The 15,747-nt window shown below is 66.1% G+C and carries 15 protein-coding genes; 2 read left to right on the forward strand and 13 right to left on the reverse strand.

The window, feature by feature from the left end; translation table 11 throughout:
• Positions 1–28: 28 nt before the first annotated feature.
• From ACM9LZ_RS19645 to ACM9LZ_RS19670, 6 genes are all read right to left on the reverse strand, one after another.
• Complete coding sequence (locus ACM9LZ_RS19645) at positions 29–1,153, reverse strand: DNA polymerase III subunit delta' (protein ID WP_416621214.1); 1,125 nt, start codon at positions 1,151–1,153, stop codon at positions 29–31.
• Positions 1,147–1,791, reverse strand: coding sequence for a dTMP kinase (gene tmk / locus ACM9LZ_RS19650; RefSeq protein WP_416621215.1), 645 nt, complete (start codon positions 1,789–1,791; stop codon positions 1,147–1,149). Before tmk ends, ACM9LZ_RS19645 begins: the two co-directional genes overlap by 7 nt.
• Positions 1,788–2,969, reverse strand: coding sequence for a D-alanyl-D-alanine carboxypeptidase family protein (locus ACM9LZ_RS19655; protein WP_416621216.1), 1,182 nt, complete (start codon positions 2,967–2,969; stop codon positions 1,788–1,790). The genes tmk and ACM9LZ_RS19655 overlap by 4 nt, the downstream gene beginning before the upstream one ends.
• A 160-nt stretch (positions 2,970–3,129) precedes the next feature.
• Positions 3,130–4,080, reverse strand: a complete 951-nt coding sequence (locus ACM9LZ_RS19660; RefSeq protein ID WP_416621217.1) for a septal ring lytic transglycosylase RlpA family protein — start codon at positions 4,078–4,080, stop codon at positions 3,130–3,132.
• 66 nt (positions 4,081–4,146) lie between these two features.
• A complete protein-coding gene (locus ACM9LZ_RS19665) occupies positions 4,147–5,142 on the reverse strand; it encodes a lytic murein transglycosylase (protein WP_416621218.1) in 996 nt (331 codons plus the stop codon).
• Positions 5,143–5,212: 70 nt separating this feature from the next.
• Entirely contained in the window at positions 5,213–5,995 is a 783-nt protein-coding gene (locus ACM9LZ_RS19670; protein WP_416621219.1) for a YdcF family protein, read from the reverse strand.
• Positions 5,996–6,289: 294 nt separating this feature from the next.
• Between ACM9LZ_RS19670 and ACM9LZ_RS19675 the strand changes: the two genes are divergently transcribed.
• Complete coding sequence (locus tag ACM9LZ_RS19675) at positions 6,290–7,630, forward strand: putative bifunctional diguanylate cyclase/phosphodiesterase (RefSeq protein ID WP_416621220.1); 1,341 nt, start codon at positions 6,290–6,292, stop codon at positions 7,628–7,630.
• Between the two features lie 75 nt (positions 7,631–7,705).
• Here the strand turns inward: ACM9LZ_RS19675 and ACM9LZ_RS19680 are convergent, their stop codons facing one another.
• The 7 genes from ACM9LZ_RS19680 to ACM9LZ_RS19710 form a co-directional block, all read right to left on the reverse strand.
• Complete coding sequence (locus ACM9LZ_RS19680) at positions 7,706–8,938, reverse strand: peptidoglycan DD-metalloendopeptidase family protein (protein ID WP_416621221.1); 1,233 nt, start codon at positions 8,936–8,938, stop codon at positions 7,706–7,708.
• Positions 8,935–9,591 (reverse strand): protein-L-isoaspartate(D-aspartate) O-methyltransferase, encoded by a 657-nt coding sequence (locus ACM9LZ_RS19685; protein WP_416621222.1) that lies wholly within the window; start codon positions 9,589–9,591, stop codon positions 8,935–8,937. The genes ACM9LZ_RS19680 and ACM9LZ_RS19685 overlap by 4 nt, the downstream gene beginning before the upstream one ends.
• A complete protein-coding gene (gene surE / locus ACM9LZ_RS19690) occupies positions 9,588–10,370 on the reverse strand; it encodes a 5'/3'-nucleotidase SurE (protein ID WP_416621223.1) in 783 nt (260 codons plus the stop codon). Before surE ends, ACM9LZ_RS19685 begins: the two co-directional genes overlap by 4 nt.
• Complete coding sequence (gene serS, locus ACM9LZ_RS19695; protein WP_416621224.1) at positions 10,363–11,637, reverse strand: serine--tRNA ligase; 1,275 nt, start codon at positions 11,635–11,637, stop codon at positions 10,363–10,365. Before serS ends, surE begins: the two co-directional genes overlap by 8 nt.
• Positions 11,638–11,748: 111 nt before the next feature.
• Positions 11,749–13,071: an ATP-binding protein gene (locus ACM9LZ_RS19700; protein ID WP_416621225.1), complete on the reverse strand. Its 1,323-nt coding sequence runs from the start codon at positions 13,069–13,071 to the stop codon at positions 11,749–11,751.
• Between the two features lie 41 nt (positions 13,072–13,112).
• A complete protein-coding gene (locus tag ACM9LZ_RS19705) occupies positions 13,113–13,817 on the reverse strand; it encodes a response regulator (protein WP_416621226.1) in 705 nt (234 codons plus the stop codon).
• An 87-nt stretch (positions 13,818–13,904) separates the two neighbouring features.
• Positions 13,905–14,750 (reverse strand): phytoene/squalene synthase family protein, encoded by an 846-nt coding sequence (locus tag ACM9LZ_RS19710; protein ID WP_416621227.1) that lies wholly within the window; start codon positions 14,748–14,750, stop codon positions 13,905–13,907.
• A 208-nt stretch (positions 14,751–14,958) separates the two neighbouring features.
• Between ACM9LZ_RS19710 and ACM9LZ_RS19715 the strand changes: the two genes are divergently transcribed.
• Entirely contained in the window at positions 14,959–15,585 is a 627-nt protein-coding gene (locus tag ACM9LZ_RS19715; protein WP_416621228.1) for a superoxide dismutase, read from the forward strand.
• Positions 15,586–15,747: the final 162 nt, after the last annotated feature.

A 15,747-nucleotide genomic window follows, 5' to 3' on the forward strand; every position in this document is an offset into this window, starting at 1 on the left:
TTTCTCCGCAGCAACGGAACGGTTGGTATCAGCCGGCAGCCGCCTCGATCCGCGCCAGCGCGGACATCAGCGTCTGCCGGCGGTCGAGATTGGCGGATTCCGCCTTGGCAAACATATGGTTGGTGTTCTCCCACACCTCCACCCACCGATCAAGGGCACCGGCCCGGTGGCTCCCCTGCATCAGGCGATGGACAAGGGCGGCTTCCCCCGGCACCACTTCGGCCGGGATGGTGCCGCGCGCGGCAGCGCGGGCAATGCGGCCCAGCCACCAGCCGATCAGTTCGGTGACGGCAATCCAGTTCGCTTCCTCGTTCCCGCCGCGCAGCGTGGCGTCGGCAAAGGCATAGGCACCCAGGACGTCCAGACGCGGCAGGCTGTCGAACACACCCAGCATGGCCTTATACAGGTCCAGCCCCCCGGCTGTGTGCAACTCGATGGCGCGGCCGATGCTGCCCTCCGCCAGACGCGCCAGGGCCGTGCGTTCCGCATCGTCCAGATCCGGCAGGTAACGGAACAGCAGGGAGCGCACCTGCGCCTCCGTCAACGGCTCCAGCGCCAGCTTGCGCGTGCGAGACCGGATGGTCGGCAGCAAGGCACCGACATTGTCCGCAACCAGTAAGATCAATGTCTTGGAAGGTGGTTCCTCAAGTATTTTCAGAATGGCATTCTGGCCACTGCTGTTCAATTGGTCGGCACCATCGACGATGACGACCCGCCACCCGCCCTCCGCCGAGGTCAGGCGCAGGAAAGGGGCGATCTTGCGCACCTCCTCCACGGCCAGATCACGCTTGAAGCGCCGGCGCTTTTCATCCCATGTGCGCTGGATGGTCAGCAGATCGGCATGGCCGCCGGATGCAACGCGGTGGCTGACAGGCCCTTCCGGATCGACAGTCAGGCTGGTCGGGTCCGGTGGAGGGCCGAACAACCCCATCTCCTGCTCTCCCGGCAGCCCCCTGGTCAGCACGAAACGCGCCATGCGGAAGGCCAGCGTCGCCTTGCCGATACCGGGTGGCCCGCCGATCAGCCAAGCATGATGCATACGGCCGGAATTCCAACTGTCCAGCAGTAATTTCTCTGCTGTTGCGTGGCCTTCCAGAAAGTTATTGCGACGGGGGTTGAATACCTCCGGGTCGAAACCACCCCCGCTCACCACACCACCCCCAGCCGTAATGCCAGCGTGGCACGGATATGGCCCTGGATGGTGTCGATCCCTGCGCTGGCATCGATGACGGCGCAGCGGACAGGGTCGGCCGCCGCAATGGCACGATAGCCGTCGCGCAGGCGTCGATGGAAATCCACCTGCATGCGTTCATACCGGTCCTCGCCGCCGCGCCGCGCCGCTGCCCGGGCCAGCCCCTGGTCGGGATCGATATCCAGGATCAGGGTCAGGTCGGGCACCGTGTCGCCTATGGCAATGTCACGCAGCCTGTCCAGCACGCCGCGGTCCATGCCATGGCCGTAACCCTGGTAGGCCATGGTGCTGTCGGCAAAACGGTCGCACAGCACCCACCTCCCCACCTCCAGCGCCGGGCGTATGGTGCGGGCAACATGGTCATGCCGGGCGGCAGACAACAGCAAAGCCTCGCTGACGGGCAGCCAGCGGCCGGGGTCACCATTGACCAGCAGGTTGCGGACAGCCTCCGCGCCCTGCGATCCGCCCGGTTCGCGCGTGGTCACAACATCGATCCCGATCCCGCGCAGCGCATCGGCCAGAAGGCGGATCTGGGTGGATTTTCCCGCCCCTTCCCCGCCTTCCAGGGTGATGAAGCGCCCGCGCGCCGGGGGGGTCATGGCTGCGTCGGGGCGGCCGGGGCGCCGCCGCCGAACATGCTCGACAAGGCGGCGCCGACACGCCCGAAGAGACCCTTCTCCTCCACATCCACGGCCGCCAGAAGGGGGAGTTCCACGTTCTGCATGCCGGGCGCGGAGATCACCAGGGTCGCCACCGGCGCACCCTTGGCCACGGGCGCCGGGATGGGCGCATTGGCCAGCACGGCCACCTTCATCTTCTGGCGCTGCTCGTGGGTCATGGTGATCTTGACCTGATCCTGAATGACCACGGGCACGGTTTCGCTCGTGCCCAGCCAGACAGGCAGATTGTCCACCGTCTCCCCGGCCTTGAACAGGGTGAAATTGTCGAACTCCCGCCAACCCCATTCCAGCAGCCGCGCACTTTCATCGGCGCGGGCCTGCATGTTCGGCAGACCATTCACGACCAGGACAAGCCGGCGGCCATCACGCTCGCCACTTGCGATCAGGCCATAGCCGGCGGCTTCCGTGTGCCCCGTCTTGATCCCATCCACACCCATGTTGCGGTAAAGAAGGGGATTTCGGTTGCCCTGCTTGATGTTGTGGTAGGTGAATTCAGTTTCCGCATAATAATGGTAGAATTCTGGAAAGTCGCGGATCAGGTGCCGGGCCAGAAGGGAAAGATCCCGGGCCGTGGAATAATGGTCCGGATCGGGCCAGCCGGATGCATTCATCAGGTTGGTGCCGTGAAGGCCGATTTCCTTCATCCGCTTCGTCATCGCCGTGGCAAAAGCCGGCTCCGTGCCCGACAGGCCCTCGGCCAGCACGACGCAGGCGTCATTGCCGGATTGGATGATGACACCGCGGATCAGATCCTCCACCCGGATGCTGTTACCCAGTTCGACGAACATCTTGGACCCCTGCACGCGCCAGGCGCGCTCTGATACGGGGAACGTGTCGTCCAGCGACAGGCGGCCTTCCTTCAGCCGCTCGAACACCATGTAGGCGGTGGCCACCTTCGACATGGAAGATGTCGGCATCCGGTCGTCCGCGCTCTTCTCGAACAGGACGGTATTCGTCTCGGCATCGACCAGGATCGCCTGGGCGGCGATGGTCTCCAGATCGGCCGCCGTCGCGGGCAGCGCCGCCACGGTGAACAGCAGGGCCGCCGTCAGGCGACGGGCGGCACCCTTCATCCGATGTGCGATCCGAATATCCATGTCAGCAATCAATCCTTTACAGTAACGGGACAGACGGGGAACAAGGCCCCGGCGACCAGCGGCACACTCACCATCGCCATTCTTCCAGGGCGGCGGGGGCCAATGCAACCTTTGCCGACACGGGGATCCGGCGCGGCATCACGCTCCGATGGGCAAGCCGTCAGTCGATGAGAATGCGCGCCTCGCTGGTGCCGACCTGCAGAACCTGGGCCAGCACGGCGTCGGCGCGCTCCACCTGATCGAACGGGCCCAGCCGCACGCGATAGAATTGCTGGCCGTTGACCGTGGCGTCGGAAACGGCTGTCGGTGCGATGGAACTCAACTTCGCCCGCAGACGGCTGGCATTGTCATAGTTCGTGAAGGCACCGGCCTGGACATAGATGCGGCCGGGCCGGGCGGGTAATGCCTGTTGCTGCACCACGGGTGCCGGAAGGAACCGGCCGTCGGGCGAGGTGCTGCCGGCCAGCGTCGTCGGCGGTGCCACGGTACGGGCCGGCGGCGGGCTTGCCGGCGGCGGCACGCCTTCAACGGTAACCGACGGGCGTGGTGCGGCCTGCGGCACCGGGCCGCCATCGGGCGACCCCGCAACCTGGGTGCCGGCATTCATGGCCGCCGCGGCGATGGCACGGCTTTCATCGGCCAGCACCTCCACCCGCACCTTGGCCGTGCCTTGCTGGTCGAAGCCCAGAAGCTGGGCACCGCGCCGCGACATGTCGATGATGCGCCCCGACACGAACGGACCACGGTCATTGATGCGCACGACGATGGACCGGCCATTCTCCAGGTTGGTGACGCGCACCAGACTGGGCATTGGCAGCGTCTGGTGCGCAGCCGTCAGTTCGTTCTCGTTATACAATTCGCCATTGGCCGTGACCTTGGCATGGAAGCCCGGACCATACCAACTGGCGATGCCCGTTTCGTTGTAGCCGTAATCGACGCGCGGATAATACCACACGCCGCTGATCTGATAGGGGTTGCCCACCTTGTAGCTGCCGCCGGGGATGGCAGCCGGCTGCTGAGGCGCGGCGGGAGCGGCCGGCGCCGGGGCTGGCGGCGGGGGAGCGGACGCACAGCCGGACAGGCCGGCGATACCAAGACCCAGGACCGCCATTCTAACAAGATTTGCCCGCGCCATACTTCCCTACCCCAACCGATTGTGGCCGCAGCCTACATCAACTCATTTGCCCGCGCCAATATGGTCGGCAAGAATTCCGACCGCAGTGGCGAAGTAGGTCGACCGGTTCCAGTTCATGATGGTGCGGTAATTGCCATAGACCAGGAAGGCCCGGCCTTTCGCCCCATCCGGTGTGACCAGCCAAGCCTCCATGTCCGCGCGCGGCAGCGGTCCGCCATCGGCGTTGCGCACGCCGCGCCGGGACCAGACGGACAGGGGCTGCGGCTTGTCCCAACCGGTCCAGGCGGCCGAATCGGCCCCCTTGGGCAGGCGCACGGCGCGGCCCCAGGTCTGGTTGGCATTCCATCCCACAGTGCGCAGGTAATTGGCCGCCGACGCGAAGACATCGGCATGCGTGCCCCAGATGTCGCGCCGGCCATCACCGTCGAAATCCTGGGCATAGCTCAGGAAGCTGCTGGGCATGAACTGGCACTGGCCCATGGCCCCGGCCCAGGATCCCTTCATGTCCTCCGGTGCGATATGGCCCTGCTCCAGGATGGTCAGCGCCTTCAGCAACTCCCCCCGGAAAAAGGCGCTGCGCCGCCCGTCATAGGCAAGCGTCGCCAGGGCATCGACCACCTTGAACCCGCCCGTGTTGCGCCCGAAATCGGTCTCCATGCCCCAAAGCGCCACGATGAAGCGCGGCTGCACGCCATAATGCGCCGCGACGCGATCCAGCAGGGCGCGATGGGTCCGCATCATTTCCCGCCCCCTGTTGATGCGCGTCTGATTGACGGCCCGGGACAGGTAGGTGTCGAAGGTAACGGTCCGTTCCGGCTGTCTTGTATCCAGTTCCAGAATGCGGGCGATGGGTTCCACCCCCGTCAGGGTCGCGGAGATGATGGGCTCGCTTATCCCCTCACGGCGTGCCTCTGCCCGCAATTCGGTCAGCCATTGCTGGAAATCCGGGGCAGCCAGGACTGACGGGCTCCAGGCCAGGGCCAAAAGGCTGGCGGCCGCCAGGTGCCGGAACCGGATTTTCAGGGACGGTCGCGTCATATCCGATGGGGCCTTTCCTGATGCAGCGCTGCCTTCGCTTGTGGCATGCGCCCCCTTACCCCCGCAAGCCTCATGGCGCTGGCAAAAGGGTGGCAATCCGTCCGGAGAGGCGATAGGCCAGCAACCCCCGCCACTCGTGGGCGGCCGTCTCCATCACCGTGATGTTGCGGGACAGGTTGAGCCCGAAACGCCAGGCCTCCGACCGGCTCGCCTCATACCCGACGGGGAAGGCAACGAAGGTCACGCCGGGCATCACCTGCCGGAAGACGCCCATGGATCGCGGCATGTGCGCGGCCGAAGTCACCAGCAGCCAGCGGCCGCCCGCAACCAGGGGGCGGCTGTTCACGGCATTCTCCCATGTGTTGCGCGACGCGCCCTCATAGAACAGCCGCCCCTCGTCGAGCCCCCAGTCCCGAAACAGGGCGGCAGCGAAGGGGGCTTCCCTCGCATCGGGACGGCGCGGATCACCGCTGCCCCCGGTGAAGACCACGGGTATTCCCGGCAATTGGCGCATCAGGCCGGGCAGGACCGTCATCCGTTCGGCATCGCGCGTCAGTTGGGGGCTGCCATGCTCGGCAGAGGCCACCGGCATTATGGCGCCCCCCAGCACGATGACGCCATCGATGCCCGTCAGCGCCTCCGGGCCAGGCTGCGGGAAACGCTGTTCCAGGGGCAACAGCAGCCACGTCGCCAAGGGCGTCACCGCAATGGTCATGAAGCCGGCCACCGACAGGAACAGCAACCCCCGCCCCCATCGCCGGCCCATGCCCAGCACACCCGCCAACGCCAACAGCAGCAGCAGATTGGCCGGTGACGTCAACGCCGCAAGTGCCTTTCCAAACGCGAAATCCATCGACCGGCTTCCCCAGATAATACCCATTTACATAAAAGATACGAACGATCGGCCGCCCCTCGACAGGGGTGAAAAATGCCGCGTGGCATCAATGATGCGTTCCAAGTCCGATGGGTTTGTGCAATCATATCAAGTGCTGTCGGGTTTGCATTTGGGAAAGCGCGTGCGCTTCTCCTGGTGCAGCGCCGGACCAGTGGCTGAAGATGCGTGCTTCGTCGCCTGTTCGGGGCGGCATAGCCGGCTTTGGCCGGTTGATCCATCCAGTTTTTGCCGGGACCACAGAATTAGGCCGTCGTGACATTGCCCCAGATTATGACGCCGGATGGCATCCTGGCTGCCGACCCTGTCCCCCGTGACGCCGTCACCGGCGTGTGGGAGATGCGGCCTTTCGTAAACCGCGTCACGGAAATCCTGCAATCCCATGAAGGTCAGTTGATCGCCGGCCTGCTGGTCGTCGAGATCGACCGGATGACCCAGCTTTTCCGGGTCCATGGGCAGGATGCGCTGGACAAGGCGATGGCCACGCTGGTCAAGCGCCTGACGCCCATTTGCGGTTCCAACGACCTGATCTGCCGATTCGCACAGACGCAGTTCGCGCTGTTCCTGCCGGGCCTGGAGCATGCCGGCAAGGCGCTGTTCGCGGCATCGGCCATCGCCAATGCAATGGGCGACCCGATCATCGTGGGGGGGCAGCAGCTTTTCGTATCGGCAAAGATCGGCGTCGCCGTGTCGCCCAACGATGCCACCGATGGGCCTGCCCTGATCCGCAATGCCTGTGTGGCACTTGAATGCGCGATGAAATCGGGTACGGCCAATTATCTGCATTTCGTGCGCTCGATGCGCGACGATCTGAAGGACCGGCTGGACCTGGAGGATGAGTTGCGGGCCGCCATCCGCGACGACCAGCTTCTTCTGCATTATCAGCCCAAGGTCGCCATCAAGGGCGGACAGCCCGTCGGCGGGGAGGCGCTGCTGCGCTGGCGCCATCCCAGGCGCGGCATGGTGGCGCCGGGTATCTTCGTGCCCACCGCCGAAGAGACCGGGCTGATCGTACCCATCGGCGAATGGGTGCTGCGCACGGCGATCAAGCAGATACGCGATTGGCTGGATGCCGGTTATCCCCCCACCCAGATTGCCGTGAACGTCTCGGAACGGCAATTCCGCTGGGGCCATCTGCCGGCCCTGATCGATGTGCTGCTGGCCGAAAGCGGCATTCCGCCACATCTGCTCCAGCTTGAGATCACGGAAACCATCCTGCCCGACGACCTGGAAGGTGCGTTGCAGCAGATGCGCTGGATCGCCGACCGGGGCGTGGCCCTGGCCCTGGACGATTTCGGCACGGGCTATTCGTCCCTTTCCTATCTGCGCGAACTGCCGCTGGATTGCCTGAAGGTCGACCGCAAGTTCGTGATGGACATGGAGCGGGACCAGAGCACCCGTCACATTGTGGAAGCCATCGTTGCCATGGCCCAGGCCATGGACCTGAAGGTGGTCGCAGAAGGCATCGAGACTCCGGCCCAGTGGGAAATCCTGAAACGGCTGGGGGTGGAAGAGGGCCAGGGCTATCTCTTTGCCCGGCCGATGCCCGCCGACGCCTTTGCCGAGTTCATCCGTCACGCTGCCGAAAAGGGCTGATACCGGCCCCGCGGCTGAGACGTACAAGAAAGGGCGGACCGCCCCCCACCTGCACCCGATCAGCCAGCCCCCGCTTCAGCGTTCCAACTGATCCAGCGGGTTCAGCACCTGTTCGCCCTTGCGCACGGCGAAATGCAGTTGCGGCGAGCGAACATTGCCGGTCTGGCCGACCGTGCCGATCCCCTGCCCGCGCGTCACGCGCTGTCCCTGCTCCACAGCGACATCCTCCAGATGGGCATAGACGGTGACCCAGCCGCCCTCATGCCGGATGAGCACCAGGTTACCGAAGGATTTCAACTGATTGCCGGCATAAGCGACGATGCCGGCATCCGCCGCGGCAACGGCCGTGCCGCGTGCCGCCCCGATATTGATCCCGTCATTGCGCAGGCCGCCCGGCTTCTCCCCGAAACCCGATACGACCGGCCCCTTGACCGGCCACAGGAACCGGCTGCCGGCGCGCGGCGGCGGGGTATCGGGACGGGGCGGCGGCGTGGTGGGAGCCGCGGCGATCTGTGTTGGCGGCGCCTCTATCACGGCAGGCGGGGGCACGGCAGGCAGGGGCACGACCGGTGCAGCCGCCGGCGGCGGGGAAACGGATGTTGCCGGACCGGCGGCGGGGGGCGGGGGCAGGCTCTCCGCCTCGATGCTGCGGCGGCCGGCCGCGCTGCCGGCGCCTGTCACCGGTGCCGGGGCGGGGGGAACCGGTGCCGTCGTAACGGGCGGTGGGGGCGCCGTAACGACCGGACGGGGCGACCGTTCGACAGGAAGGGATGTGGCCGGCGGCTGCTCGGGCTTGCGGGCAGGCGGTGGCGGGGCAACCCAGGCCGTGGTGGTGGATGGCGGGGGGGCCGAAACGGATGGCGGCGGAGCCGCAACGGGGGCGGCCGGCATGGGGCTCTGCCCCGGCAGCCGCAGATTCTGCCCGACATGAAGGGTATAGGGCGGCTGGATATTATTCATCCGCACCATTTCCGACATATCGACGCGGAATTGCCGCGACAAGCCATAGAGCGTGTCGCCGGGCTTCACGGCATAGGTGCGGGGAACCGGCAGGGTCAGACGCTGACCGGGCTGGACAAGATAGGGCGGGGCCAGGCGGTTCGCCTCGATCAGGTCGCGTAGCGGAACGCCATATTGCTGAGAGAGGCGGTAAAGCGTATCGCCACGCGACACGAAAATGCTGTTGGCGGGCGCGGCGGGGGCGCGCATGGCCGGGGTCGGCAAATCCCCCTGGGTGGAACAGCCGGCCAGCGGCAGGCCCGCCAGGATTGCCGCCAGCAACCATGTCCGATGCCGACGGCCCGTCATGCCGACACCGGGTCCGGAGCGATCTCCGGCAGCAGGGGAACGAACCTGACAGGCCACAATGTCTCTCGCTTCAATCCAGTCTCGTCGCGCCGGATGCGCACGACGTTCAACGCGCGATGATCCGGCCCCAGCGGGATGACCATAATACCGCCCACCGCCAATTGGTCCACAAGATCGGGGGGCGGGTTGCCTATGCAACCGGCGGTAACCAATATCCGCTCGAACGGGGCGGCCTCCGGCCATCCCTTGATGCCATCGCCGACCCGCGCCGTGATATTGTGCAGGCGAAGCGCCGTGAAACGCTGTTCGGCCTCCTGCGCCAGCGGGCGATGGCGTTCGATCGTGTAGACCCGCCGGGCAATCCGGGCCAGGATCGCGGCCTGATAGCCGCTGCCGGTTCCGATCTCCAACACCTTGTGCCGGTCGCCCAGTTCAAGGGCCTGGGTCATCAGGCCCACAACCTGTGGCTGGCTGATGGTCTGTCCATTGCCGATGGGCAGCGCCGTATCCTCATAGGCCTGATCGCGGAAAGGGCGCGGCACGAAGAATTCCCGCGGCACCAGCTCGATCGCCCGCAGCACATTCACGTCCGTCACCCCCTGGCGGCGCAGGAGCATCAGCAGCCTGATCTTCCGCGCCGCGCCGCTTGTCATGCGAACGCCCCCTTCAGCCCCTCCAGGCAGCCATAATGGGTCAGGTCCAGGAAGATGGGCGTCACCGCGATGCCGCCATGGTTGACCACATGCACATCGGTGCCATGGGGTACATCCGCGTCCCCCCGCACGGGGCCAATCCAGAAATAACGCCGGCCGCGCGGATCGACCCGCTCGTCCAGTTCATCCCCGACCTTGCGGTTGCCATGGCGCACCACCTGGATACCCGTGACATCGGCCACCGCACGGTCGGGATAGTTCACATTCATCAGGACCAGCCGGGGCCAATCGGCCATCGACATGATCTTTCGCACCACATCGGCGCCATAGGCTTCCGCCACGGCCCAGTTGGGCGGGCCATCCTGGGGCAGGCGCTGGCTCATGGCGATGGCGCGCACCCCCAGCAGCGTCGCCTCCATGGCACAGGCAACGGTCCCGGAATAGGTCACATCCTCGCCCAGGTTGCTGCCATGGTTGATGCCGGACAGGACCAGGGTCGGACGCTTGTCCGCCAGCAGGTGGTTGATGGCCAGCAGCACGCAGTCGGTCGGCGTGCCATCGACGGCGAACCGCCGGGGTCCCAGTTCGCGCAGGCGCAGGGGCCGGTGCATGGTCAGGCTGTGACTGGCCCCCGACTGTTCCAGTTCCGGCGCAACCACCCAGACATCATCGGTCAGTTGGCGTGCGATCTTCTCCAGGACGGCAAGGCCGGGGGCATGGATGCCGTCATCATTGCTGATCAGGATGCGGGCATCGCTGAAATCGAAGGGCTCAACCATGGGCCGAAATCCGCTCCACCCCGCCCATGTAGGGCACCAGCGCGTCGGGGATCAGGATGGACCCGTCGGCCTGCTGGTAATTCTCCAGCACGGCGATCAGGCAGCGACCGACCGCCACGCCCGACCCGTTCAGCGTGTGCAGGAACTGCGTCGCCTTCTCCCCCCTGGCGCGGAACCGGCCCTTCATGCGGCGGGCCTGGAAATCCCCGCAGTTGGAGCAGGAGGAGATTTCGCGATAGGCCCCCTGCCCCGGCAGCCAGACCTCGATATCGTAGGTCTTCTGCGCGGCGAATCCCATGTCGCCCGTGCAGAGCGTGACGGTGCGGAACGGCAGACCCAGGCGCTTCAGCACGGTTTCCGCCGCATCCGTCATGCGCTCATGCTCGGCCTGCGACTGGTCGGGCCGCGTGATGGAAACCATTTCCACCTTGTAGAACTGGTGCTGGCGGATCATGCCGCGCGTGTCGCGGCCGGCCGATCCCGCCTCGGAACGGAAGCAGGGCGTGCGGGCCGTCAGCCGCAGGGGCAGTTCCTCGGCATCCAGGATGGCATCATTGACCAGATTGGTCAGCGGCACCTCTGCGGTGGGGATCAGCCAGAAACCGTTGGTGGTCTGGAACAGGTCCTCTGCGAATTTCGGCAACTGGGCGGTGCCGAAGGCGGCGTCATCCTTCACCAGCAGCGGCGGCGACACCTCCTCGAACCCGTATTCGTTCGTGTGGATGTCCAGCATGAAATCGCCCAGCGCCCGTTCCAGCCGGGCCAGCTTGCCGCGCAGCACCGTGAAGCGCGCGCCGGACAGCTTGGCCGCGGCATCGAAGCTCATCAGGCCCAGCGCCTCGCCCAGTTCGAAATGCTGCTTCGCGCCGGCGATATCCGCCGGCGTGCCGACGCGGCGGATTTCGACATTGTCATGCTCGTCCTTGCCCTCGGGCACGTCGGCGGCCGGCAGGTTGGGAATACCGGCCAGGATGCCGTCCAGTTCGGTGGCAAGCTGGCGTTCCCGCTCCTCGATCCGCGGCATGCTCTCCTTCAGGCCGGCGACCTCGTCCAGCAGGGGCTGAGCGTCCCTGCCTTCCTTCTTGTAGCTGCCGATCAGCTTCGACGCCTCGTTCCGGCGGGCCTGCAATTCCTGGAACTGTGTCTGGCAGGCGCGGCGCTCCTGATCCAGTTCCAGGATGCGGGAGGAAAGCGGTTCCAATCCGCGCCGGGCCAGGCCGGCATCGAAGGCAGCGGGATTGTCGCGGATGGAACGGATATCGTGCATGGAAAACCAGATGGATAGGGGTTCAGTCTGTGCCCCCGTTTATAGGGGCGGATGGGGGACCGCGTCCAGAGAGGGGATCAGCCGGGAATGGAAGCGGGATATAGCCGGGCATCACAGGGGCAGTCGCAGCACGGCGCGCAGGCCACCCTGCGGGCTGTCGCGCAACAGAACGTCGCCGCCATGCCGGCGCGCAATGTCGCGGGCGATGGTCAGGCCCAGGCCGACGCCGCCCGTCTTCTGGTTGCGCGACGGCTCCAGCCGGTAAAATGGCCGAAAGACATTCTCGCGCTGTTCCTGCGGAATGCCCGGCCCGTCATCATCGATGAGGATTTCCACAAAACTGCCCTTGCGCTCCAGGCTCAGCCAGACATGGCGGCCATAGCGCGCGGCATTGCCGATCAGGTTGGACAGGCAGCGCCGCACCGACAGAAGCCGCAAGGGCAGTACCACCGGGTCGCCCTGTGTCACCATCGGGTCCAGCGTCAGCCGCGCCCCCTCGCGCCGGGCATTGCTGGCCATCTCGGCCAGCAGCAGCGACAGGTCGATGTTGCGCTGTTCCTCCTCCCCATCCCCGCGGGCAAAGGAGAGATAGCCGTCGATCATCACCTGCATCTCGGCCACATCGGCCTTCAATTCCTCCACCTCCGCCATGTCGGGCATCATGGCAAGCTGCAGCTTCATGCGCGTCAGGGGGGTGCGCAGATCGTGGCTGACGCCGGCCAGCATTTCCGTCCGCTGGGCGATCTGGCGCCGGATGCGGTCGCGCATCAGAAGGAAGGCATGGGCGGCCTGCCGCACCTCCAGCGCGCCCTCGGGCCGGAAATCGGGGATGTCGCGCCCCTTGCCGAAGGCATCGGCAGCAATGGCCAGCCGGCGGATGGGCCGTATCTGGTTGCGCATGAACAAGGTGGCGATGGAGAACAGCACCAGCGAGCTGCCCAGCATCCAGATGATGAACAGATAGCTGGTGAAGCTGTACAGCCGCCGTTCCGGCGACAGCACCGACAGAACCCCGTCGGGCAGTTGCACCCGGATCTCGATCCATTTATGGGCGACATTGCTGTTGATGCGCCAGGGCCGGCGGACCCGGTCGTCCAGCGCCTGGCCCAATGTCTCCTCCAGCGCGCCGCGCAGGCGCGGCGGGGGCGGGGGCAACTGCTCCCCCGGCGTCCAGGTGAACAGGATGTCGGTGTTGCGGGCCGCCATGGCCAGCGTCTGTTGTTGCGCCACCTCGTCGGTGTCGCGGCCCAGTTGCTCGATGACGAAGGCGATCTCGCCGGCCACACTGTTGGCGAGCCGGTTCGTCATCGTATCCCAGTGCCGGTCATAGAAGACGAAAGTGGCGATGGCCTGGGCCAGCACGACGGGCGTCATCATGATCAGCAGCGAACGCGCGAAAAGCGTCGCCGGCACATAGCGCTTCAACAGCCGCATCGGCCGGGGACGTTGGTTCCAAAATCGGCGCAGCGCTTCGCTCAATCAGGCCTCAACACGTAACCTTCGCCCCGGACGGTCTGCAGATAACGCGGTTCGCGCGGATCATCCTCCAGCTTGCGGCGCAGGCGGGTGACCTGCACATCGATCGTGCGGGCGTTGGCGGCATCCGCCCCCGCCTTTTCCACCAGCGTTTCGCGGCTCAGCACCACATCGGGCTCGGCAGCCAGGGCGCGCAGCAGGCCCGCCTCCATCGTGGTCAGGCGCACCACCTCATCCCCCGACCGCAATTCCTCCCGCGCCGGATCGAACAGGAACCGGCCCAGGCGGATGGCTTTCTCCGTCCCGCTATCCGGGGCGGGGCGGGCCCGGCGGCGCAGGATGGCGTGCAGGCGCAGGACCAGTTCGCGCGGCTCGAACGGCTTGGCCAGATAATCATCGGCCCCGGCTTCCAGCCCCTGGATGCGCTCCTCCGCCTCCGCACGGGCGGTCAGAAGCAGGATGGGGGTATCACCCTGGGCCGACAGGTGACGGCACAGGTCCAGCCCGCTTTCCCCCGGCATCATGACGTCCAGCACGATCAGGTCGAACACCAGGCCCGCCAGACGGGCGCGGGCATCCGCCGCATCCGCCGCCGCCGTCACCAGGAAGCCGTTCTGGCCCAGATAGCGGCGCAGCGCCTCACGCAGGCGCGTGTCATCGTCGACGACAAGGATGTGGGGCTGTTCGGCAACGTCGTTCATCATGGCCCTGACATAACATGCCCGGCGGTCCGGGTCATTCGTGCCGCAGCGTGCTTACAAAGGGGGAAGCCCCGCGCCCGCCCGCCTGTCCTACCAGCGCCCCACGGTTGCGGCCCACCCCACCGACAGGGGACGGCCCAGTGTGGGACGCAGAAGCGTGGAAGACATCACATCATGGCCGGCCCTGGCCAGCCGTCCCAGATAATGATCCGCCAGGATGGCCGGCAACAGGGCCGGCAGGGCGGCCTTCGGCACCTCGCGCCGCAACGCGCGCGCGCGGACAAGCAGAGCGCGCGCGCTTTCTGCGACCTCTGCGGCAACCTTGGCGAGACCCGGCTCCGGTTTCAGTTCGAAAAGCGCGGGCTCGGTCACGCCATGATCGATCATCAGCGTCATCGGCAGGCGCGAACGGCGTCCCCGCGCCAGGAAGGGCGTGGCACGCAGGATGCCGGTCAGCGCCCAGGCGGTACCCACCAGCCGGGCCGCCTCCATCGCCGCCGGGTCGCGGGCGCCCAGCACCTGGCAGGCCAGCCCCACCACGGGGGCACCCGTGACCTGTGCATAATTGACCAGACATTCCATGTCGGCCGGCGCCTCGTCGTCCATGTCCGCTTCCCGACCGTCGATCAGCAGGTCGAACTGCCGGCGTTCAAGATCGTGGCGGGCGATGGCGGCGGCCAGCGGTTCCACCACCTCATGCCGGCGCGGGGCGCCCTGGAATGCTCCTTCGATGCTCTCCCGCCACCATTGAAGACGGATTTGGCCCAACATGGGTTCGGTCACCACCTCTCGGGTCTTGGCGACCTCGTGGTTGAAGGCATAGAGCGCGAACAGATCCTCCCGCCGGTCGGCGGGGGCGAACAGCGCGGTCAGGAACCGGTCATTGTCATGCTTGCGGACCGCCTCGGCGCAGGCGGACAAGGCGGGGGTCGCCATGATACTCGTCCAATCCAAAGGTATGCCGCCTTATAGGCCTTCCTGTCTTTGCCGGAAAGCATATCGGTTCCATATGGTTGGTAGACCGAATATTCAGGGGTCGTTCGGGTTGACCCGTGCCCTTGGCGGTCGTATTCCTCATCCCCGTGTCCGGCTGCCCCCGCGTCAGGGGCGGCTTCAACCCTTCGAGAGAACAGGAGCCATCACCATGGCCTTCACCCTGCCGGCACTGACATACGACACCGCGGCGCTGGAGCCGCATATCGACGCACAGACCATGGGCCTGCACCATGGCAAGCACCATCAGACCTACATCACCAACCTGAACAATGCGCTTGCCGACCACAGCCAATTGCAGGGCCTGTCGCTGGAAGACCTGCTGAAGCGTCTGGGCGAACTGCCGGAAGGCATCCGTACCGCCGTGCGCAACAATGGCGGCGGCCACGCCAACCATTCCATGTTCTGGTCCATCATGGGGCCGAACGGCGGTGGCGACCCGACCGGTGAGGTGGGGCAGGCCATCACCCGCGATTTCGGCTCGTTCGAGGATTTCAAGAAGAAGTTCAACGAAGCCGGCACGAAGCAGTTCGGCTCCGGCTGGGTGTTCGTCACGGCCGACACCGCCGGCAAGCTGGCCATCGTCGCCCAGCCCAACCAGGACACGCCGCTGTTCAACGGCACACCGGTCCTGTTCGGCAATGACGTGTGGGAACACGCCTATTACCTGAAGTACCAGAACCGCCGCGCCGATTACCTGGCCGCCTGGTGGAACGTGGTGAGCTGGGACGCCGTGAACGACCGTCTGGCCAAGATCAAGGCCGGCGCCGTCATCTGATGATAGCCTGCATCCCGGTGGGCGAGCCCGCCGGGATGCAGGCTATGAGGGCTTCCGGCAGGAAAGCCTTGGTGTGCCAGAAAACCCCGCCGGCAGGCCGCTGGCGGGGTTTTCTTTGATCGGCATGACGGGGGGCGTGGGCGTTTGCCGCATTATCGCCAC

Origin of the sequence: Niveispirillum fermenti (assembly GCF_048066175.1) — a bacterium.
In the GTDB taxonomy this organism is placed as follows: domain Bacteria; phylum Pseudomonadota; class Alphaproteobacteria; order Azospirillales; family Azospirillaceae; genus Niveispirillum; species Niveispirillum fermenti.